This window comes from Vibrio sp. CAU 1672 (genome assembly GCF_029223195.1).
In the GTDB taxonomy this organism is placed as follows: domain Bacteria; phylum Pseudomonadota; class Gammaproteobacteria; order Enterobacterales; family Vibrionaceae; genus Vibrio.
This window is the reverse complement of the sequence record NZ_JARHUF010000039.1, coordinates 1-20,662: the sequence shown is the minus strand read 5'-3', so window position 1 is coordinate 20,662 and position 20,662 is coordinate 1. Positions and strand designations below refer to the sequence as shown.

Sequence of the window (20,662 nt, the reverse complement as noted above, 5' to 3'; positions counted from 1 at the left end):
CACTACGGTGAGTTTAAAAGCGAGGGAATAATCGCGCTGAGTTCTTTTATTTGTTGATTTCATAACACTCTCCAATTTTGGGGTTGGAAAGTGTCAACCTTATTTAGGACGGAACACATAACATTAAAAAAGCCTGATAGATTATCAGGCTTTTTTATACCAATCTGGATAAGTAGGTGTTCAGATAATTGCGCAGGAAAAATCGCTTAGAACAAGGCGTAGGTTTGGGTTAACTAGTTATTCTAATTAGTAAATCTACAACACAGTTATCAGCAATTTTAACCAGCAAGAATGATCAGATACTTATGTAGATTGGTATTAGATCATGATGGTGGCCAGTCCGAGGAACACCGACAGGCCGATAACGTCGGTTACGGTGGTAAGAGCCATTCCCCCCGCCAGAGCCGGGTCAATATTCATCTTTTTCAGCAAAATCGGAATGGTTACGCCAGCAATGCCCGCTACCAGAAGATTGGTAAGCATGGCGGCGGAGATGATACTGCCGAGCATCCAGTTGCCTTTCCAGGCTACCACAATTCCGCCAATGATCAGCGCCCACATAATGCCGTTCAACAAACCAATCGCCGCTTCCTTCATCAGCAGTTCGCGCTTGTTCGAGTCACCGATATGCCCGAGTGCCAGACCGCGGATCACCAGTGCGACGGTCTGGTTACCGGCAACGCCCCCCATTGACGGCACGATGGTCATCAAGACTGCAATCGCGGCCATCTGATCCAGCGTCGCTTCAAACATATTGGACACCGAAGCGGCGGCCAATGCGGCCAGTACGTTAGCGCCAAGCCAGATACTGCGCTTACGGGCCGATTTGACCACTGGGGCAAAAGTATCTTCGTCATCATCCATACCCGCCAGGCTCATCATCGAGTGCTCTGCGTCTTCGCGGATCACGTCGACTACGTCATCAATAGTGATCCGGCCAACTAAGTGCTGGTTTTCATCAACGACCGGAGCCGATACCCAGTTGCGGCGTTCAAATAGACTTGCGACATCAGAGTCGCTGGTAGTGACAATGATGGCCTCATCGGTATCTTCCATGACATCGATGATTTTGACGTCAGGTTGAGTAGTCAGCAGCAAAGTGATTGGCAGCTCACCAATCAGCTTACTCTCTTCATCGATCACATACAGTGCATCGGTGGCTTCCGGAAGCTCGCCTTTCATGCGTAAATAACGCAATACCACGTCGACGTCGACGTCAGCACGAATGGTGATCACGTCGGTGTTCATCAAACCACCGGCGGTATCTTCGGAGTAGGAGAGGGCGGTTTCTACCCGCTGGCGGTCGGCGATGTCCATCTGTGACAAAACTTCACGCGACAGATCATCGGGCAGGCTACGCAGGACATAGGCCACGTCATCGGTGTCCATGCCCTCGGTTGCTTCGGCCAGTGCTTCCGGTGCCATTTTCGACACCAGATTGTCTTTGACGTCTTCACTCAGCTCGTCAAGGATTTCCCCGTAGTCTTCCGGGTCGGTCAATTGCCACAGTACTTCACGACTTTTTCGCGGTGCGGCTTCGAGAAGGTGAGCGATGTCCTCAGGTTCCATGTCCTGCAGTTGGCGGCGGACGTGGACGAAGCGGCCGTTTTCCAGCGCTTCAGTGACTTCTTGGAGGGCTTGGTGAGCTTGGTCAAACTCTATCTGCTCGGCCATTGATTCCTCCTGATTCCTGATATTTACAATGCTTTGAATAATAACTTAATTCCAAGCGCTCTGTAATAGTCAGAATTATGTTTCGTCAGTTATTTTTTTACATAGTGGGAAGGGGAGGTGAGATCTTCACTCACCCTCATCAAACTTATCTTCGATCAGCAGGCACACGGCATCTAACGCTTGTTGTGCCTGTTCACCACTGGAATGGATCACCACATATTGTCCCTGGGCTGACTCCAGCATCAGTAACCCCATCACGCTGTCTGCTGTAGCGGTGATATCTTCTTCGTTGTCTATGGTGATAACTGCTTCAAAGCTCTGGGCCAACTCGACTAATTTGACCGCAGCGCGGGCATGCAGCCCCAAGCGATTCTGGATTAATACCTTACGGCTTAACTTCATTGATACTCCTTGGGGCTTTTTCTAACGACGTGTGGCGGATCTGTACCTGATGTCCCTGCTGGGCGAAGTATTCGGCGATCTGCTGAGTTAAATAGACTGAGCGGTGCTTACCACCGGTACAGCCAATCGCGACCGTCAGGTAACTGCGGTTATTTTTTTCCAGCAGTGGCAGCCAGGTTTCGATAAAGCTCTCAATCTGATACTTCAAATCGAGCACCGATTGGTGCTGCTCGAGAAAGGCTTTGATTGGGCCATCTAAACCGGTAAACGGGCGCAGCGAAGGCTCCCAATGCGGGTTGGGCAAAAAACGGACATCAAAAACGTAATCAGCATCACTCGGCAGGCCATATTTAAAGCCAAACGATTCAAATACCATCACCAGGTCTTTGCGCTCCCGGCCTTCAACGCGGCGGCGCACGGTTTCACTCAGATCATGTAAAGACAGGCCGCTGCTGTTCAGGACCAGATCTGCGTGGGCTTTGAGTGGGGTCAGCAGTTCCTGTTCCAGCTCAATCGCCTGATCCAGAGACAGTGATTTCGTGCCCAGTGAAAGCGGGTGGATGCGGCGTGTTTCACTGTAGCGCTTGAGCAGGGTTTCCTTGTCCGCATCAAGAAACAGCACCATCGCCTCCTGCTCTTGTTTGAGTTTGGTTAAGGTGTCATTCAGCTCTTTGCGCTTTTTGGGCAGGTTACGGATATCAATGCTGACGGCCACGTTTTGTCTGCTTTCTGCGATCGACTGGACAAAGGCATCGAGCAGGTTAACGGGTAAATTGTCTACGCAATAGTAGCCTAAGTCTTCGAGCACACGCAGTGCCACACTCTTGCCGGCACCGGAGTGTCCACTGACAACGATTAAACGCATGGTGTTGATCCTGATTACTGATGAATCATAATGTTGTATAGCTCTTCGTCACTCTGAGCATTTCTAAGCATCTTCAGGGTTTGCTTATTACTCAGACGTTCTGCCATACAGGATAGTGTCTTGAGATGTTCTTTGCACTGCTCTTCTGGAACGAGCAAGGCGAAAAGGAGGTCGACAGGGCGATTGTCGATAGCATCGAATTCAATCGGCTCTTCGCATTGTAACAGCACGGCAATGGCTTTATCGCTCGCCGGCATGCGTGCATGTGGAATGGCGATACCGTTACCTATACCGGTACTACCCATTTTTTCTCTGTTGAGCATACACTCAAACAGGGTGGTGGAATCTTGGCCTGTATACTCAGCGACAATCTGGCTGATAATTTCTAAGGCGCGTTTTTTACTCGTACATTGGACTGCACTTTTCGTGCAGTCCAAAGACAGTATCTCGCTCAGTTGCATGATTAATGACTGTTTAATTTTTCTTTATGTTTGTTGAGTTGGCGAACCAATTTGTCGACCAGGGAGTCGATTGCCGCGTACATGTTTTCATCGTCAGCGGACGCATGAATTTCGCCTTGGTTTATGTGAAGCGTAGCTTCGGCGATTTGATGAATTTTTTCAACTTTAAGTACAACCTGTACCTGATTGATATGGTCGAAGAACCTTTCGAGCTTCTGAAACTTAGATTGAACATAGTCTTGCATTGAATCGGTAAGATCAACGTGATGGCCTTGAATATTGATTTGCATAGACTTTCCTTTTCAGTTGAGGCCTTAAAGCAGGCGTTTGCGCTGACTTGAAGGGGCGATTCCCAAGGATTCACGATACTTCGCAATCGTTCGTCTTGCGACTTGAATCCCTTGATCAGCCAGAAGAGCAGCAATCTTGCTATCACTGAGTGGTTTGGCGGTGTTTTCTGCCGCGACCAATTTCTTAATGAGGGCCCGGATTGCTGTTGACGAACATTCTCCGCCATTATCGGTACTGACATGGCTGGAGAAAAAGTACTTCAATTCAAATATGCCACGTGGGGTATGCATGAATTTTTGGGTTGTGACCCGTGAAATGGTCGATTCGTGCATATCCACGGCCAAGGCAACATCGTTCAGTACCATTGGCTTCATGGCTTCTTCACCATACTCGAAGAAATCCTGCTGATGTTCAACTATACATCGTGCAACTTTGAGTAGGGTCTCGTTTCTACTTTCCAAACTCTTAATTAACCACTTTGCCTCTTGCAAATTGCTGCGAATGTACTGGCTGTCGGCACTGTTGCCTTTGCCAAGCTGGGCATACTGCTGGTTGACTTTCAATTTTGGCACGCTGTCCGGGTTGATTGCGACGGTCCACTTGCCGTTGTCTTTAAACACCGAGACATCCGGGATGACATACTCGGTGTCATCAGGTGTAATGCGGCTCCCGGGGCGCGGATCCAGTTGCTGAATCAGCTGCAGCACTTCACGCAGTTCGGCTTCTTTAAGTTTGGTCTCTTTAATAACCAGTTTGTAGTCGCGGTTGCCCAGGTTGTCGATATGCTGGCTCAGTACCAGTTTGGCTTCCTGTAACCAAGGGGTGTCTTCCGGGAAGGTGGCCAGCTGCAGTAACAAGCATTCTTGTAGATTTTGTGAAGCCACGCCGAGGGGGTCAAACTGTTGGATACGTTTACGTACCGCTTCCACTTCATCCAGTTCGATTTCTTCGTTATCGAAGCTTTCATGGATTTCTTGTGGTGAGAGGGTCAGGTAACCGTAATCATCTACAGCGTCAATAATCGCCAGGGCGATAGTGCGGTCGGTTTCGCTGAATGGCGTCAGATCAAGCTGCCACATCAGGTAATCATGCAGTGACTCGGTGGTTTCACCCTGATAAACCGGCAGGTCATCGTCGAGTGCTAAGCCGGTGCTGCCAGTGTTGGCACTGTAAACATCATCCCAGGTGGTGTCGATTTCAAGCTCGCTGCTTATTTCTGACTTTTCAATGATTTCTGAGCTGTCTGGTACGTCAGCTTCGGCGTTGGGTTCACTGGTATTTTCTGAATGTTCGCCGTTTTCATGAGATGCTTTGTCTTCACCATTTGGCTGAGGCTCATCACTACCTTCTTCGACGTCTAACAATGGATTGGAGTCCAGGGCTTCCTGAATCTCTTGCTGCAGATCCAGCGTCGAGAGTTGCAGCAAGCGGATGGCTTGCTGCAACTGTGGTGTCATGGCTAACTGTTGACCTAGCTTAAGTTGTAATGAAGGTTTCATTCAGTGTTACTTACCTTGTAATGCTCAGAACCTTGCCGTTTATATATTAATCATAGACGGAATTGTTCACCGAGATAAACTTGTTTCACTTGATCGTTATTGAGGACTTCATCTGGCGTGCCTGATGCAATCAAGTGTCCTTGGCTGACGATATAAGCCTTTTCACACACGTCCAGAGTTTCACGTACGTTATGGTCTGTGATCAAGACTCCCAAGCCGCGATCGCGCAGGTGTTCGATGATTTTTTTGATGTCATTCACCGAGATTGGGTCTACACCGGCAAAGGGTTCATCCAGCAGGATGAACTGGGGGTTGGCTGCCAGAGCGCGTGCTATCTCAACGCGGCGACGTTCTCCACCTGATAGTGCCATACCGGCGCTGGTGCGAATGTGCTGTATGTGGAATTCTTCCAACAAATCTTCCAGCTTGTCCTGACGTTCCTCGCGCGTCAGTTCCTGGCGGGTCTCGAGAACCGCCATGATGTTAGCTTCGACTGAGAGCTTGCGGAAGATGGAGGCTTCCTGAGGCAGGTAACCGATCCCCATGCGTGAGCGGCTGTGCATCGGCAGAATACTGATGTCCTGATCGTCAATCGTAATAGTCCCTTCATCGCGCGGAACCAGGCCGACAATCATGTAAAATGAGGTGGTTTTACCGGCGCCGTTAGGACCCAGCAAGCCGACAATTTGTCCCGACTCTACCTCTAAACTGACATCGGTGACGACTTTGCGTTTTTTGTAGCTCTTGGCCAGGTTTTTTGCACTCAGTACTGCCATATTAATCGCTCACCTGATTTGGTTGCAGGATTGTGGTTACCCGCTCATTTGCAGAGCTGTCGGCTACCAGCTTTTGCTGGCCTATCTGGTAACGGATAGAAGAGCCGCTGATGGTGCTGCCGTCCCGGGCCAGCTGGGCCTGGCCGAGCATGGTCAGTTCATCGGCTGATATGTCGTAGTTGAGTTCCATTGCCTGACCACTCAAGGTTTTCCCGTCGTCCATCAGTTGAGAAAAAGTTGCCGGCTTGCCGAAGGCTTGAATTTTGCTGATCGCTTCAGTTTTATCATCACGAGTCACAATAATCTTGTCGGCATCGATACTGATACTGCCTTGTTTAAGTGAAACATCACCATGAAAAATCACCTGGCTGCTTTTCATGTCGACTTGCTGGGTGTCGGAATTAATGTAAACCGGCTGTTGTGTATCCGACTTCAGAGCCAGCGCTTGAGGCGCAGCTAAAGCCAGTGCCAATAGGCTAAGGGGTAACGATTTCATATCGACCTTGAACTTTATCTGTCAGAGTCGCGGTGTGTTTTTTCAAGTTGCCTTGCATCGCGCCTCCGGTAGTTTCAAATTGTGGCCCGACTAACAACACTTGCTGTTCGGCCTTAAAGTGACGGTTATTCAGGTTTATGACCAATTTATCGGTGGCCATGGTATCAAAGCTGGCTCCCGGCAACAGGTTCTGCATCAATACCTTATCGTATAGTGTCAAAATTTGCTTGTCACTGAGAACCGCACGTGCGGCGGTGATTTCCCATTCAACGATTTGACCGTCCCGATATACCATCAGTGTCGGGGTATCAAAAATCGTATCGCCACTTTGGGCATAATGATCCAAATGTGATGAACGAATTACGTAGCTGCGCACACCATCTTCAGCATAGGTGATGTTTTCCAGCCCTGTACCGCTGAACATGGGCAATTCCACATCCGGTGCAACTTGCACTTCGTCCGTAACGGAAGGTGTCAGCAAATAGTAGCTACACCAAGCGATAACGAACAGCAGAAGCAGATAAATAAAGCGGGTTAAACTCATATACAAAAGGCCTTTATTTTAGCTCAGTACTTCCCTGACTATTGCCTTAATCTCATGGGTAAATTGAACAGTATCTGATGGCTGCGTAAGTTTACATGACGCCGGCTTTCAGCAAATCATGCATGTTTAACGCGCCAACCACTTGGTTGTTTTCACACAGAACCAGAGCATTGATGTTTTTTTCCTGCATCAGGTTCAGTCCCTCTACCGCCAACATGTCCGGGCTTGCCGTGGTAGGGTGGGTCGTCATGACATCACCGATCTTGGTGGTGTGAATATCAATGCGTTTATCCAGTGTGCGGCGCAAATCACCATCGGTGAATATCCCCAGCATGGTCGCGTTCTCATCCACGATGGTGGTCATCCCCAAACCTTTTTCCGATATTTCGAGCAGTGCATCTCTGATCAGTGCATTGGGTGAGACACTTGGCAGAGCGTTACCAAAATGCATGATATCAGACAGTTTCAATAATAGCTTTCTGCCCAGAGCCCCTCCCGGGTGCGACAGCGCAAAATCCTCAGCCGAGAAGCCGCGCGCTTGCAATAGCGCTACGGCCAGGGCATCGCCCATCACCAGTGTGGCGGTTGTGCTGCTGGTGGGGGCAAGGCCAAGCGGACAGGCTTCTTTTGGTACGGAAATCTGCAGATGAAGATCAGACAGTTTGGCCATGCTGGATTCTGGCTTGCCCGTCATGGCAATGATTTTGATGTTTAAGCGTTTCAGCACCGGGTATAATGAAAGGATCTCATGTGATTCACCCGAGTTGGAAATGGCGAGTACGATGTCTCCGGGAGAGATCATCCCCAGATCGCCATGGGCTGCTTCACCTGGGTGGACAAAAAAAGCGGATGTCCCGGTACTGGCCAGTGTGGCGGCAATTTTGTTACCGATATGGCCTGACTTTCCCATTCCCATTACAGCCACTTTGGCACTGTTGGCCAAGATCAGTTCGCAAGCCTGGATAAACTGGTCATCAAAATATTGATCCAGTTGTTGCAAGCCGGCAATTTCCACGTCTAATACCTGTTTAGCTGCGGCGCGAAAATCAAATGAATTGGACATACCTGAACTCCGGAATATTGCTGGTTATTAATAAGCTTAAGCGGCCATGTTCATGAACAGATAAACTTGGTAAGCCAAAAAACACGTAAACAAGATGCCGCCTTCGAGACGGTTGATACTGCGTGACTTACCCAGCGCCATGATAACTAAGAGCACAGACAGGCCCAACATCACCCAGAAATCACGAACCATGGCGTATTCGCTGATCACTGAAGGGTTAAGAATGCCCGGAATGCCCATTACGGCGAGAATGTTGAATACGTTAGAGCCAATGATATTACCCACGGCCATATCGTCTTCGCCTTTCAGCACTCCGGCTAATGAAGCCGCCAGTTCTGGCAGGCTGGTACCGATGGCGATAATGGTCAGGCCGATGACCAGATCGCTCATGCCGAAGTATTTGGCAATGAACACTGCGTTGTCGACTAACAAATCTGCGGCGAGAGGCAGCAGTACCAAACCCAGTACCACCCACAACCCGGCCTGGCTGTTACTCACCCCTTGCGGGATCTCAGATTCTTGCTCATCAAGAAAGGCGTCGCCTGCCTTCTGTTCATTGCGGCTGATTTGCAGCATGGTAAATAGGAAGCCGGCAAACAGCACAAATAAAAAACTGCCTTCATAAAAACCAAGGTGACTGTCCCAAAGCAGAATCCCGGCCAATACGGTTACCGCAATCATCAGTGGCAACTCACGTCGTATTACGGCGGAGTTAATCGATAGCGGTTTAATTAACGCGGTGATGCCGAGGATTAGAGCGATGTTGGCGATGTTCGAGCCCAGTACATTACCAACCGCCGTATCGGTTTTTCCGTCCAATGCTGCAGTGGCGGAGACCATCATCTCTGGGGCTGAAGAGCCCATCGCCAGAATCGTCATACCAATCACCAGAGGAGAAATACCAACGTTGCGAGCAAGAGCTGCAGCACCAAAAACAAGTTTATCAGCACTCCAGACAAGTAAAACCAGACCGACAATTAGCAACGCTACGGCTTCGAGCATGATGATTCCTAATGAATAAAGTAAGAGAAATGATTAACCGCTAATTTTGACCTTTTGCACGCAAAAAGGGAAGATAAACAACAAATAAATTAAGAGTAAGTAACGAAATTGTGTTTAATTGTTGAGCATTAGGCACCGGCAGTATTGATAGCTAAACTAGCAAGGATACGCATGGTGGCGAATAACAGTTTGCCGGCAACAATAAGCGGCCGGGCTTTGGTTGGCTTGAATTAATTGAACAGTGCTTTTAATTCCAACTTATTGTGCTTATGATTGCAAGCCGCATTCACAGTTGGCCTGGTGGTTTTGTAAGTTTGCTGACTTGCAAATTAAAGAAGAGAAGTTATGTCGAATAACGATTTAGTTACGGTGAAAAACCTAAGCTTTTCAAGGGGGGAGCGTAAGATCTTTGACAGCATTGATCTGCATGTCCCGAAAGGAAAAGTGACCGCAATTATGGGGCCGTCAGGTATTGGTAAAACCACACTGCTGCGCCTGATTGGCGGCCAGTTGCTACCCGAACACGGCAGCATTTGGTTTGACGGTGATAACATTCCCGCACTCTCACGCAAGAAGCTGTATCATGCGCGCAAAAAAATGAGCATGTTGTTTCAGTCGGGTGCGCTATTCACCGATTTGAGTGTGTTTGATAATGTGGCCTTTCCTTTGCGTGAGCATACGGATCTCCCTGAGGATATTATCCGTACTATGGTACTGCTCAAGCTTGAGGCGGTCGGCCTGCGCGGGGCTGCTCAGTTAATGCCGAGCGAGCTGTCTGGTGGTATGGCGCGCCGCGCCGCGCTGGCCCGGGCGATTGCCCTTGATCCAGATCTGATCATGTATGATGAGCCATTTGCCGGTCAGGATCCGATCACCATGGGGGTGCTGGTCAAACTAATTGATAACCTCAATCAGGCCCTGGGTGTTACTTCGATTGTGGTGTCGCATGATGTCCCGGAAGTGATGAGTATTGCCGATTGGGTCTATTTGATGGCGGACAACAAGATTATCGCTTACGGCACACCGCAACAGCTGCTCGACAATCCGGATCCACGCGTAAAGCAGTTCTTGCAAGGTGAGGCCGATGGGCCGGTTCCTTTCCGCTTCCCCTCTCAGAGTATCGAAAAGGACTTATTTGATGGCCGGTAATTTTGTTCAGTTTGTCGCGTCATTAGGACGCCGTACGCTCGCCATTTGTGAAGCGTTTGGTCGCGCAACGTTGATGTTGTTCGGAGCTCTGGTCACGCGCCCTCAGCCATTAAAAAACTTGCCACTGCTGGTCAAGCAACTGTATTCCGTCGGGGTACAGTCAATGGCGATCATTATGGTATCCGGGCTATTTATTGGTATGGTACTCAGCCTGCAAGGATATGTGGTACTGGTTGACTACGGTGCGGAAGGCAGTCTCGGGCAAATGGTCGCTTTGTCACTGCTGCGAGAGCTGGGCCCGGTGGTTACGGCACTGTTGTTCGCCGGGCGGGCAGGTTCTGCCCTGACAGCGGAAATCGGTTTGATGAAAGCGACCGAGCAACTGTCCAGCCTGGAGATGATGGCGGTGGACCCGCTAAAACGTGTCATTGCACCGCGTTTTTGGGCCGGGGTGATTTCGATGCCGATGCTGGCGATGATTTTTATGGCTATCGGTATCTGGGGGGCACAGCTGGTCGGGGTGGACTGGAAGGGCATTGATCACGGCAGTTTCTGGTCTGCGATGCAATCGTCGGTAGAGCTTGGTAAAGATATTGGTAACAGCTTTATTAAATGTTTTGTTTTTGCGATTTCGGTGACCTGGGTGGCGCTGTTTAATGGTTATGACGCGATCCCGACTTCTGAAGGGATCAGCCGGGCAACAACACGCACTGTGGTGCATTCTTCTTTAACAGTACTGGGGCTAGACTTTGTACTGACAGCATTGATGTTTGGGAATTAAACATGCAACAAACACGTAAATTAGAATTATGGGTTGGCAGCTTTGTATTGGCAGGAATTTGCGCGATTCTTGTGATGATTTTTCAAGTTGCTGACGTAAAAAGTATGGGCCGAGGGGATACTTACACCCTGAAAGCCGAATTTGACAACATTGGTAGCCTGAAAGTGCGCTCGCCGGTCAAAGTCGGAGGCGTGGTTGTTGGTCGTGTCAGCAATATCACGCTTAATCCTGACAATTTGTTGCCGGTGGTGAGTTTGTCGATAAACAGCCAGTACCAGCAATTCTCCGAAACTTCCAGCGTCCAGATCCTGACGTCAGGTTTGATTGGAGAGCAGTACATTAGTCTGGTGCCGGGTTTCGTGTTTGAAGATGAAGTGATGCTTGCCGATGGTGATATGATCGAAGACACCAAATCAGCATTGGTACTTGAAGACCTGATCGGTCAGGTACTTTACAGTATTGGTGACTCAGGTAGCGCTAGTGAGGAGTAACAGTATGTTAATCAGGGTGTTAAGCTCGATTTTTGCGATTTTATTGTCTTTTGGCGTATCGGCGATGGAAGTGGATAAAACCGAGCCTTATAAGATGATGAAGCAAGTCGCTGAAGCGACGTTTGAACGTTTGAAAGCTGAGCAGCCGAAAATCCAGCAAGAGCCTAACCGCCTGAAAGTGATTGTCGATGAAGAGCTGATGCCTTACGTCAATGAGCAGTATGCTGCACTTAAACTGCTGGGGCCGAATTTAAAAGGCGCCAAGCGTGAGGATGTCGGCGAGTTTATTAAGGCTTTTCGCGCCTATTTAGTCACCTCATACGCGCAGGTGCTGACTCAATATAGTGATCAACTGATTGAGTTTGGGCCAGAGCCGTTGCTGGACGATTCCAGACGTATTACCAGCATCAGAGTTGAAATCGTGGATGCACCACGTCCCAATATTAAGTTGGAGTTCAAACTGCGCAAAGATAATAAAACTGGTGAATGGCTGGCATTCGACATGGTGGCTGAGGGCATCAGTTTGTTGTCCAGTAAACAATCAGAGTGGAGTGCTCAGATTCGCCAACAGGGCATTTTGGCGGTCGCCAAAGATCTGGAACGCTTAGCGGCTCAGCCGATTCGTTTTGAGGCGAGAAACTGATGGCGGCATCACATCCGCAGTGGCAACCGGAGCAAAACGCTCTGGTGTTGACTGGTGCATTAGACCGGGATACGGTACCGGCTTTATGGGCGATTGCCCGTCAGTGGCAGCCATCCCAGGCCAGCCTCGAATGCTCCCTGCAGGCGGTGACTCGTATCGACTCCGCAGGAATGGTGATGTTGATCCACTTAATTGAGCATGCAAAAAAGCAAAACTGTCATATAATGTTCAGTTTCGTGCCGGCACAGTTGCGCACATTGCTTCAGCTCAGCAATGTTGAGACCATAGTGGGCGAACACATTAAGAATTATCAGGGGTAAATTGTGGATAGCGCAAAAGTACAACAGTTATTGGAAGAACTGAACCTTCAGGAAGTGCATGTTAAAGGTGAAGGTAGCCACTATGAAGTGGTTGCTGTTGATGCTTGTTTCGATGGAATGAGCCGCGTAAAAAAACAGCAACTGATTTACCGTCCTCTGATGGAATACATTCAGCGTAATGACATTCATGCCTTGTCCATCAAAGCGTACACACCAGAAGAGTGGGCGCGTGATAAGAAACTAATGTCACTATAAGGTTTATTGATGGAAAAGTTTCGAGTTATTGGGTCAGATAAACCGCTCTGCGGAGAAGTGACCATTTCTGGTGCAAAAAACGCTGCACTGCCGATTTTATTTGCGTCTATTTTGGCTGAAGAGCCGGTAGAAGTGGCCAATGTGCCACATCTGCGTGATATTGATACCACAATGGAGCTGCTGAAGCGTTTAGGGGCTGACGTCAGCCGTAATGGCTCGGTGTATGTCGACGCCGGCAGCATCAATGAGTATTGTGCGCCCTACGATCTGGTTAAAACCATGCGTGCGTCCATTTGGGCGCTGGGTCCGCTGGTGGCACGTTTTGGCCAGGGGCAGGTCTCCTTGCCTGGCGGCTGTGCGATCGGTGCCCGTCCGGTCGATCTGCACATCACAGGTCTGGAGCAGCTTGGCGCCACCATCACACTAGAAGATGGTTATGTGAAAGCAGAAGTCGATGGCCGCCTGAAAGGTGCGCACATTGTTATGGATAAGGTGAGTGTCGGCGCTACGATCACTATTATGTGTGCCGCCACACTGGCGGAAGGCACGACGACGTTAGACAATGCCGCTCGCGAACCTGAAATTGTTGATACCGCCAATTTCCTTAACCAGCTTGGAGCTAAAATTTCTGGCGCAGGTACCGATACCATCACCATTGAAGGGGTGGAGCGTCTGGGTGGGGGCAAACACCGTGTGGTCTCTGACCGGATCGAAACCGGTACCTTCCTGGTTGCTGCCGCAGTTTCCGGCGGTAAAGTAGTGTGTCGTAACACCAACGCCCATCTGCTGGAAGCGGTGCTGGCCAAGCTCGAAGAAGCGGGCGCACAGGTTGAGACAGGTGAGGACTGGATCTCTGTCGATATGACGGATCGCGAGTTAAAAGCGGTCAGCATTCGTACGGCTCCGCATCCAGGTTTCCCAACTGATATGCAGGCGCAATTCACGCTATTGAACATGATGGCGAAAGGCGGTGGCGTGATCACTGAAACCATCTTTGAAAACCGTTTTATGCACGTTCCGGAGCTGATGCGTATGGGCGCAAAAGCAGAGATCGAAGGCAACACAGTGATCTGTGGTGACGTAGACTCGCTAAGCGGCGCGCAAGTGATGGCAACTGACTTACGTGCTTCGGCAAGTTTGGTGATTGCGGGTTGTATTGCCAAAGGCGAAACCATCGTTGATCGTATCTACCACATCGACCGTGGTTACGACAAAATCGAAAATAAACTGGCTGCACTCGGCGCAAATATTGAGCGAGTGAGCGAGGCAAGTTAAACTGCTTAGCAGGTGACTGCAACATCAAAGCCGAAACCCAGGTTTCGGCTTTTTTATATCGTCCTTATCTTCCACGGGCACTCTCCGTGGGAGAGCGAAAAAATAGCTGTATCTGGCATGAGCCGGTTCCTGGAGAACAATAATGATTGCACTGTTTCGTGTACTTGCTGTCGCAATTTTTGCAATTGTGATGTTTATTGGTGGCTGCGGCTACTGTTTACTGAGCCCCCGCAATCCCAAGCACGTTTTCACTTTTGGCCGCCTGTTTGCCAAAATGTCACGTGTTTTTGGCATTGAACTTGAGTTGCGTATCCCTGAGGATGCGTACTCGCGTGGTCAGCATGTTTACATTGCTAACCATCAAAATAACTGGGATCTGTTTACCGTCTCTGCTGCGGTGACACCTAAAGTGGTCACTGTCGGTAAAAAGAGCCTGGCTTGGATGCCATTGTTTGGCCAGCTATACTGGCTGACGGGTAATATTCTGATTGACCGGGCGAACCGCTCTAAAGCGAAAGGGACCATTGATCAGGTGGTTTCAAGTATGAAAGAGAGCGATGTATCAGTATGGATGTTCCCGGAAGGTACCCGTTCTCGTGGCCGCGGCTTGCTGCCATTTAAGACCGGTGCTTTCCACGCGGCGATCGGTGCTGCGGTACCGGTTGTTCCGATCGTGTGCAGCTCAACGGATCAGTTTAAGCTTAACCGGTGGAATAATGGGCGTGTGATTGTTGAAATGTTGCCACCCATCAGTACCGAAGGTTACGGCAAAGAAAGTGTTCGTCAACTGGCTAATCTTTGCCGTGAGCAAATGAAAGAGAAGTTAGAGGCGCTGGATGAGGAAGTTAAACAGCGTAATGCTGCTTAGCTATTAGCAGAAACAAGCATAAAAAATGGGTAGCTACGGCTACCCATTTTTTTAGCAAGTGACAGTACGATTATTTGCGCACTGCAATCGCTTCAATCTCGATACCAACATCTTTCGGTAAGCGGGCCACTTCCACACAAGAGCGAGCCGGGTAGTTAGTAACTTGGTGCTCATCGAAGAACTTACCATATACTTCATTTACGGTACCGAAGTCGTTAAGATCTTTAACGAAAACTGTCATTTTTACGATATCAGAAACAGTCAGGCCAGAGGCTTCAACTACAGCTTTGACATTATCCAGAGATTGGCGCGCCTGAATGGCGATATCGGCAGACACTTCACCCGTTGCCGGGTTTACTGGGATTTGACCAGAAGTGAGGATCATGTTGCCAAGATCGACACCTTGCACATAAGGACCAATGGCTGCTGGAGCTGATTCAGTGTGAAGTACTTTCGTCATTTTTGATATTCCATCTGTTGTAGGGGTAAATCTGAGTGCTCAGTTTGCCTTTAAAGCCGGCGTGCGTAAAGCAAAATACCCTGCAAAAGCAGGGTATTAGTTTATATTAACAGCGCTTGGTGGTGTTTTAGCGTTCGGTGACGATGTCGCGCGAGAAGACCTTTTCGCAATATTTGCATTTCAGGCGGATCTCTTCTTTTTTCTCGAATACTTTAAAGCTGCTTTCAACCGGCTCGTTATGGGTAATACAGTTCGAGTTCGGGCATTCGAATACGTTATTGATCTTCTCAGGCAGCTCAAGCGCCAGCTTCTTAACCACTTGGTAGTTTTCGATTTGATTGACCGTGGCATGCGGGGCATAAAGCGCAAGTTTGCTGGCTTGCTCTTCGTTAATGAAGATGTTTTCGATTTTGAGCAAATCTTTGTTGCCCAGGGCAGATGATGGCAGGTTCAAGCCGATGGTGACACGTTGTTTTGAGTTGTGCATATCGAACAGCTTTAATACTTTGATCCCAATTTGCGCCGGGATATGGTCGATAACCGTGCCATTTTTGATTGCTTCTACCTGCAATTGAGTTTCTTTAGCCATGTCTTTTCTCCCTCGATTACAGTGTTTCGTTAAGAACCAGAGCCAACAATGCCTGGCGGGCGTAGACGCCGTTCTCTGCTTGTTGGAAGTAGTAAGCGTGTGGTGTTGCATCAACATCGGTGGTGATTTCATCCACACGGGGTAGCGGGTGCAGCACTTTCAGGTTTTCGCGAGCGCCTTCCAGCAGGGCGGCAGTCAGAATGTAGGCCGACTTAATGTGGGCATATTCAGATTCATCAAATCGCTCTTTCTGTACCCGGGTCATGTACAGAATATCCAGTTGCGGAACGACGCTTTCAATATCGGTATGCAGGCTATAGCGAATGCCGGCTTCATCGAGCTCCTCACAGATGTAATCAGGCATCGCCAGTGCTTCAGGAGCAATGAAGAAAAAGCGCACGTTGTTGAACTTTGCCAGTGCCTGGGTCAGCGAATGCACGGTACGGCCGTATTTCAGGTCACCGACGAAGGCGATATTCAGCTCGTCTAAACGTCCTTGGGTTTCTGCAATGCTATAAAGGTCGAGCAGGGTCTGGGTCGGGTGTTGGTTGGCACCGTCCCCGGCGTTAATCACCGGTACGCCGTGGGAAAATTCAGAAGCCAGGCGTGCGGCACCTTCTTGTGGGTGACGCATCACAAATGCATCCACATAGGAAGAGATTACTTGTACTGAGTCAGATAAGGTCTCGCCTTTTTTTGCCAGCGAGGTGTTGCCCCCGTTGTCAAAGCCAATCACATCGCCACCGATACGCTGGATCGCCGTTTCAAAAGACAAGCGAGTCCGTGTTGATGGCTCAAAGAAACAGCTGGCTACGACCTTGTTTTTAATCAGTTCCGGACGAGGTGTTTTTTTCAGCTGACCTGCGGTTTCAACTATGAGTTCCAGTTCTTCACGAGAAAGCTCTGGAATAGAGATGATGTGCTTCTGGTAAAGCGAGTTCGCCATGATCTTCTTCCCTATAACAGTGGTGACTATTGCCCAAATTCAGTACGGAGGAATTTTGGACATAAAAAAACCTCCCCAAATGGGGAGGTTTTAAATTCAATAGAATTAACGGAAATAACGCCACGTAAGCGTAGTCGCTTCGCTAGAGCAAATCGCATTGTTACCTGCGCAATCAGCTTGGTCATTTCGTAATCCTCAGACAAATTGCCGAGCATTATACGCATAACTTTCGTGAGCGCAAGCGATTACATCAAGCATTTACCAGCTTTTTAGCCATTAACCGTTTTGCGCTTAGTTGCCTAGTGTTGCAACCATGATGGCCTTAATGGTGTGCATCCGGTTCTCCGCCTCGTCAAAGACGATGGAGTACTCAGATTCAAACACCTCTTCAGTAACTTCCAGGCCTTTCATGCCGTATTTCTCAGCCACTTCTTTGCCAATGGTCGTTTCGTCATTATGATACGCCGGTAAGCAGTGCATAAACTTCACGTGTGGATTGCCGGTTTGCTTAATCACATCCATATTGATTTGATATGGTGTCATCAACGCCACGCGTTCATCCCATGCGTCATCGGACTCGCCCATTGAGACCCAGACATCGGTGTAAAGGAAATCACAACCTTTTACGCCTTCTTCGACGTTCTCGGTCAGGGTGATCTTCGCTCCGGTTTGCTGAGCAATCTCTTGGCAAGTCGCCACCAGATCTTCTTCCGGCCAAAACGCTTTGGGCGCGACCAGGCGAATATCCATTCCCATTTTTGCAGCACCCACCATCAGTGAGTTACCCATGTTGTTACGCGCATCTCCCAGGTAGGCGAAGGTCATTTCATGCAGTTGTTTGCCTCGGCCATGCTCCTGCATGGTAAGGAAGTCGGCAAGAATTTGCGTCGGGTGGAATTCATCGGTTAAACCGTTCCATACCGGGACACCGGCATAGGCACCGAGATCTTCAACGATCGCCTGGCCAAAACCGCGGTATTCGATGCCATCGTACATGCCGCCCAGTACCCGTGCGGTGTCTTTCATCGACTCTTTGTGGCCAATCTGCGAGCCGGATGGGCCGAGATAAGTGACATGCGCACCTTGATCGAAGGCCGCTACTTCAAACGCGCATCGGGTACGAGTGGAAGATTTTTCAAAGATGAGTGCGATATTTTTGCCTTGAAGTTTCTTCTGCTCTATCCCTGCATACTTCGCTTTTTTTAGCTCTGCAGACAGTTCGAGCAAGAACTGGATCTCCTTGGGGGAGAAATCCAATAGCTTCAAGAAATTGCGGTTACGTAAATTGAAAGCCATAGCTCGTTCCTCAGTCGGTTTGATGAAAATTGAATAAGCTCATTAAAGCATATAAATGCTGTATTTGTGAATAGTTATTTTAAAAATAACTAAAAAAAAGGCTAATGTATTCACATCAGCCCTTTTTGCACCTAGTACCGAAGGTAACGAAACATCGCTTAAATATCGTCTCTTTCTATCGGACAACTCATACATCGCGCCCCGCCGCGACCCCTTCCCAGTTCGTTGCCCGGGATCGTGAGTACCTCTATTCCCGCCTTGTCATACTTTTCATTGGTATACACGTTGCGCTCATAACCAATCACCACCCCCGGTTTCACCGTCAGGACATTATTGGCATCATTCCACTGCTCGCGCTCCGCCTCATAGCTGTCACCACCGGTGGTGATGATTTTCAGTTGTTCCAGGTTGAGTGCGGATTCGATCGCGTGCAGATAGTTATGCGAGGCTTCCACGTGCATCTCGCCATTGCCTTTTGGGGTTAATCGCCAGGTATCGAGATCTTTGCGCATGATTTCCGGGTAGACCGAAAAAGTATCGACGTCCATATGCGTCATTACCGTATCTAAATGCATACAAGAGCGATGTTTCGGCAGGTCAATTGCGATCACCTCTTTGGCCTGGTGTGATTTGAACAGGCTGGCCGCGAAGTTTTCTACCCCTTGAGGCGTGGTTCGTTCTGACATGCCAATCAAGACCGCGCCATTGCCAATGACCAGTACATCACCCCCTTCAATGTTGGCATTGTCATAGTGCAGATCCTCATTGCCAAAATATTTAATAAACGGCTGACCGGCGAAGATTGGGTGCCACTGGTAGATCGCCCGCAGGTGATTGGTTTCACGCTGGCGGGCCGGCATCATCATCGGATTGAGCGACACACCGCCGTACACCCAGCAAGAGGTATCTCGGGTAAAAAGGTGATTCGGCAGTGGCTCGATCACGAAGTCGAGCGGGCGTTTCATCCTGGGCAGCATCGAAGAGGACTGGATTGGCAGTTCGGAGTAGGCTAACCCGCCGAGCAGAATTGTGGCCAGTTGCTCGGCGTCCATATCTGCGAAATAGTCGCGTAAATCCTTGGCAAAGGTCGGGCCGTAGCGGAAGTCAGAAATTTGTGTTTTCAGCAGCCACCGTTTAGCCTCGCTGACGGCGAGGGTTTCTGCCAGTAAATCGTGCAACAACAGTACCTCGACCCCTTGCTCACGCAACGTATTGGCAAACGCGTCATGTTCCTTACCAGCGGCTTCTACCGCCAGTACATCATCAAACAGTAGCTCGTGGCAGTTAGAGGGAGTGAGGTGGGTGAGGGCGCGTTCTGGTCGGTGTAATAGCACTCGTTTCAACTGGCCGACTTCTGATCCAACGTACAGCTTACTCATTTTGCATCCTTACAATTAATCCAGCCTCTAGTTATGACAACCTTATCTATAAGTTGCAAGTTTGATTGCTTTGGTTAAATTTTGTTTTTGTCGGTTATTTTGGGGTTATATTTTGATTTAATGTTCAATAATGAAGTAAAAGTCTGATTGACAGAGGCGGAAAGTTGGTCAGTAAAGTGCGTTTTTATTCTTTGCTTCAGGTGGGCATGGAATACATCACTCAAGCGATTTGGCTGCATAAATAGTGTTAAAAATGCACCGTTTGGCCGGGTTTTATTCGTTTGCTCGTGTCAGCCTTGGGGTGGCTGTATTCAATATTCTCTCATAATCACGCAGCTTGTCAGCGGCCCGGCTTACTCACAGTCAATTATGATGTTCTGAATATTAAAATTCGCCTGAAATTGTTAATTTTTTGTGTCTGTGTGGTGGGTTTTACTTTTTTCGCAGCAATATTGCCGAACAATCGTTGCGCTTTGGCGTTTGTATGTGGCATTTCATCGCGATCCATGCCATATTTCACCGCATCAATAATGATTCCATCATGCAACTATTTCTGGAGCCAAAACATGTCTCACGAAGATGAATATCTGTCAGTAGAAGAATTAATTGAGATTCAAAAGGAAGAGACTCGCGATATCATTGCTGCCCTGTTAGAAGATGGCAGTGATCCAGATTCACTTTATGAAATCGAACACCACCTGTTTGCTGAAGATTTTGACACCCTGGAAAAAGCGGTTGTTGAAGCATTCAAGATGGGCTTTGAGGTGCTTGAGGCTGAAGAGACAGAAGATGAAGACGGTAATAAACTACTTTGTTGTGATGCGACGATGGAATCTGCACTGGATGCTGAAGCTATCGATGCTCAGGTAGAGAAGCTGGTTCATTTAGCCGAGAAGTACGACATTATTTATGATGGCTGGGGAACCTACTATGAAGGTGAAGATGCGCTCTACCCAGAAGAAGATGACGAAGACGAATAAATCGCCTACAGATTGAAAAAGCCAGCTTTATGCTTAATGCCGATCAGTTAAGCCAAAAATGATCGGTTGAACGATCCTCTGAGGATGTCAAAATCCGAGTGTATTCAGTGCACTCGGATTTTTTTATGTTCTTAAGACAAGCCCTAAACAACGTCCA

Annotated in this window: 25 protein-coding genes; 9 read left to right on the top strand and 16 right to left on the bottom strand. The window is 48.8% G+C overall.

The features are described 5' to 3' along the window. Nucleotides 1–318: 318 nt before the first annotated feature. The 11 genes from mgtE to P2G85_RS20295 all read right to left on the bottom strand — a co-directional run bounded on the left by mgtE (nt 319) and on the right by P2G85_RS20295 (nt 9,073). Nucleotides 319–1,674 carry a magnesium transporter gene (gene mgtE, locus P2G85_RS20345; RefSeq protein WP_275865890.1) on the bottom strand — a complete coding sequence of 452 codons (1,356 nt, stop codon included), beginning with the start codon at nt 1,672–1,674 and terminating at the stop codon, nt 319–321. 126 nt (nt 1,675–1,800) lie between these two features. Next, nucleotides 1,801–2,076, bottom strand: coding sequence for an HPr family phosphocarrier protein (locus P2G85_RS20340; protein WP_275865889.1), 276 nt, complete (start codon nt 2,074–2,076; stop codon nt 1,801–1,803). After that, nucleotides 2,060–2,941 (bottom strand): RNase adapter RapZ, encoded by an 882-nt coding sequence (gene rapZ, locus P2G85_RS20335; RefSeq protein WP_275865888.1) that lies wholly within the window; start codon nt 2,939–2,941, stop codon nt 2,060–2,062. Before rapZ ends, P2G85_RS20340 begins: the two co-directional genes overlap by 17 nt. A 14-nt stretch (nt 2,942–2,955) precedes the next feature. After that, on the bottom strand, nt 2,956–3,402 hold the full coding sequence (gene ptsN / locus P2G85_RS20330) for a PTS IIA-like nitrogen regulatory protein PtsN (RefSeq protein WP_275865887.1): 447 nt from the start codon (nt 3,400–3,402) through the stop codon (nt 2,956–2,958). Nucleotides 3,403–3,404: 2 nt separating this feature from the next. Beyond that, complete coding sequence (hpf, locus tag P2G85_RS20325; RefSeq protein ID WP_275865886.1) at nt 3,405–3,692, bottom strand: ribosome hibernation promoting factor; 288 nt, start codon at nt 3,690–3,692, stop codon at nt 3,405–3,407. A 24-nt stretch (nt 3,693–3,716) separates the two neighbouring features. After that, entirely contained in the window at nt 3,717–5,192 is a 1,476-nt protein-coding gene (locus P2G85_RS20320) for an RNA polymerase factor sigma-54 (protein ID WP_275865885.1), read from the bottom strand. A gap of 50 nt (nt 5,193–5,242) precedes the next feature. After that, nucleotides 5,243–5,968: an LPS export ABC transporter ATP-binding protein gene (lptB, locus tag P2G85_RS20315; RefSeq protein ID WP_275865884.1), complete on the bottom strand. Its 726-nt coding sequence runs from the start codon at nt 5,966–5,968 to the stop codon at nt 5,243–5,245. Between the two features lies 1 nt (nt 5,969). Then, nucleotides 5,970–6,464 (bottom strand): lipopolysaccharide transport periplasmic protein LptA, encoded by a 495-nt coding sequence (gene lptA / locus P2G85_RS20310; RefSeq protein WP_275865883.1) that lies wholly within the window; start codon nt 6,462–6,464, stop codon nt 5,970–5,972. Next, nucleotides 6,445–7,008 (bottom strand): LPS export ABC transporter periplasmic protein LptC, encoded by a 564-nt coding sequence (gene lptC / locus P2G85_RS20305; RefSeq protein ID WP_275865882.1) that lies wholly within the window; start codon nt 7,006–7,008, stop codon nt 6,445–6,447. Before lptC ends, lptA begins: the two co-directional genes overlap by 20 nt. A gap of 91 nt (nt 7,009–7,099) precedes the next feature. Then, entirely contained in the window at nt 7,100–8,071 is a 972-nt protein-coding gene (gene kdsD, locus P2G85_RS20300) for an arabinose-5-phosphate isomerase KdsD (RefSeq protein ID WP_275865881.1), read from the bottom strand. Between the two features lie 36 nt (nt 8,072–8,107). Next, the gene (locus P2G85_RS20295; RefSeq protein ID WP_275865880.1) at nt 8,108–9,073 is read right to left on the bottom strand and encodes a calcium/sodium antiporter; all 966 of its coding nucleotides are present in this window, start codon (nt 9,071–9,073) and stop codon (nt 8,108–8,110) included. A gap of 345 nt (nt 9,074–9,418) precedes the next feature. Between P2G85_RS20295 and mlaF the strand changes: the two genes are divergently transcribed. The 8 genes from mlaF to P2G85_RS20255 all read left to right on the top strand — a co-directional run bounded on the left by mlaF (nt 9,419) and on the right by P2G85_RS20255 (nt 14,855). Further along, nucleotides 9,419–10,222, top strand: coding sequence for a phospholipid ABC transporter ATP-binding protein MlaF (mlaF, locus tag P2G85_RS20290; protein WP_275865879.1), 804 nt, complete (start codon nt 9,419–9,421; stop codon nt 10,220–10,222). Further along, nucleotides 10,212–11,003 carry a lipid asymmetry maintenance ABC transporter permease subunit MlaE gene (gene mlaE / locus P2G85_RS20285; RefSeq protein WP_275865878.1) on the top strand — a complete coding sequence of 264 codons (792 nt, stop codon included), beginning with the start codon at nt 10,212–10,214 and terminating at the stop codon, nt 11,001–11,003. Before mlaF ends, mlaE begins: the two co-directional genes overlap by 11 nt. Before the next feature lie 2 nt (nt 11,004–11,005). Then, nucleotides 11,006–11,494 carry an outer membrane lipid asymmetry maintenance protein MlaD gene (gene mlaD / locus P2G85_RS20280; protein WP_275865877.1) on the top strand — a complete coding sequence of 163 codons (489 nt, stop codon included), beginning with the start codon at nt 11,006–11,008 and terminating at the stop codon, nt 11,492–11,494. 4 nt (nt 11,495–11,498) lie between these two features. Next, complete coding sequence (locus P2G85_RS20275) at nt 11,499–12,137, top strand: phospholipid-binding protein MlaC (protein ID WP_275865876.1); 639 nt, start codon at nt 11,499–11,501, stop codon at nt 12,135–12,137. Beyond that, nucleotides 12,137–12,457: a lipid asymmetry maintenance protein MlaB gene (locus P2G85_RS20270; RefSeq protein WP_275865875.1), complete on the top strand. Its 321-nt coding sequence runs from the start codon at nt 12,137–12,139 to the stop codon at nt 12,455–12,457. Before P2G85_RS20275 ends, P2G85_RS20270 begins: the two co-directional genes overlap by 1 nt. A gap of 3 nt (nt 12,458–12,460) precedes the next feature. Next, complete coding sequence (gene ibaG / locus P2G85_RS20265; RefSeq protein WP_275865874.1) at nt 12,461–12,712, top strand: BolA family iron metabolism protein IbaG; 252 nt, start codon at nt 12,461–12,463, stop codon at nt 12,710–12,712. Between the two features lie 9 nt (nt 12,713–12,721). Then, nucleotides 12,722–13,987 carry a UDP-N-acetylglucosamine 1-carboxyvinyltransferase gene (gene murA / locus P2G85_RS20260; protein ID WP_275865873.1) on the top strand — a complete coding sequence of 422 codons (1,266 nt, stop codon included), beginning with the start codon at nt 12,722–12,724 and terminating at the stop codon, nt 13,985–13,987. Nucleotides 13,988–14,129: 142 nt separating this feature from the next. After that, a complete protein-coding gene (locus P2G85_RS20255) occupies nt 14,130–14,855 on the top strand; it encodes a 1-acylglycerol-3-phosphate O-acyltransferase (protein WP_275865872.1) in 726 nt (241 codons plus the stop codon). 70 nt (nt 14,856–14,925) lie between these two features. Here P2G85_RS20255 and P2G85_RS20250 read toward each other — a convergent pair whose 3' ends face one another. The 5 genes from P2G85_RS20250 to arcA all read right to left on the bottom strand — a co-directional run bounded on the left by P2G85_RS20250 (nt 14,926) and on the right by arcA (nt 19,525). Next, the gene (locus tag P2G85_RS20250) at nt 14,926–15,315 is read right to left on the bottom strand and encodes a RidA family protein (protein WP_275865871.1); all 390 of its coding nucleotides are present in this window, start codon (nt 15,313–15,315) and stop codon (nt 14,926–14,928) included. A gap of 127 nt (nt 15,316–15,442) precedes the next feature. Then, nucleotides 15,443–15,904: an aspartate carbamoyltransferase regulatory subunit gene (pyrI, locus tag P2G85_RS20245; RefSeq protein ID WP_275865870.1), complete on the bottom strand. Its 462-nt coding sequence runs from the start codon at nt 15,902–15,904 to the stop codon at nt 15,443–15,445. Nucleotides 15,905–15,920: 16 nt separating this feature from the next. Next, nucleotides 15,921–16,850, bottom strand: a complete 930-nt coding sequence (gene pyrB / locus P2G85_RS20240; RefSeq protein WP_275865869.1) for an aspartate carbamoyltransferase — start codon at nt 16,848–16,850, stop codon at nt 15,921–15,923. Between the two features lie 291 nt (nt 16,851–17,141). Then, on the bottom strand, nt 17,142–18,146 hold the full coding sequence (gene argF / locus P2G85_RS20235) for an ornithine carbamoyltransferase (RefSeq protein ID WP_275865868.1): 1,005 nt from the start codon (nt 18,144–18,146) through the stop codon (nt 17,142–17,144). A gap of 158 nt (nt 18,147–18,304) precedes the next feature. Beyond that, entirely contained in the window at nt 18,305–19,525 is a 1,221-nt protein-coding gene (gene arcA / locus P2G85_RS20230) for an arginine deiminase (RefSeq protein WP_275865867.1), read from the bottom strand. A gap of 566 nt (nt 19,526–20,091) precedes the next feature. On the opposite strand from arcA, the gene rraB reads away from it, so the two are divergent. Next, nucleotides 20,092–20,505 (top strand): ribonuclease E inhibitor RraB, encoded by a 414-nt coding sequence (rraB, locus tag P2G85_RS20225; RefSeq protein WP_275865866.1) that lies wholly within the window; start codon nt 20,092–20,094, stop codon nt 20,503–20,505. Nucleotides 20,506–20,662 lie beyond the last annotated feature (157 nt).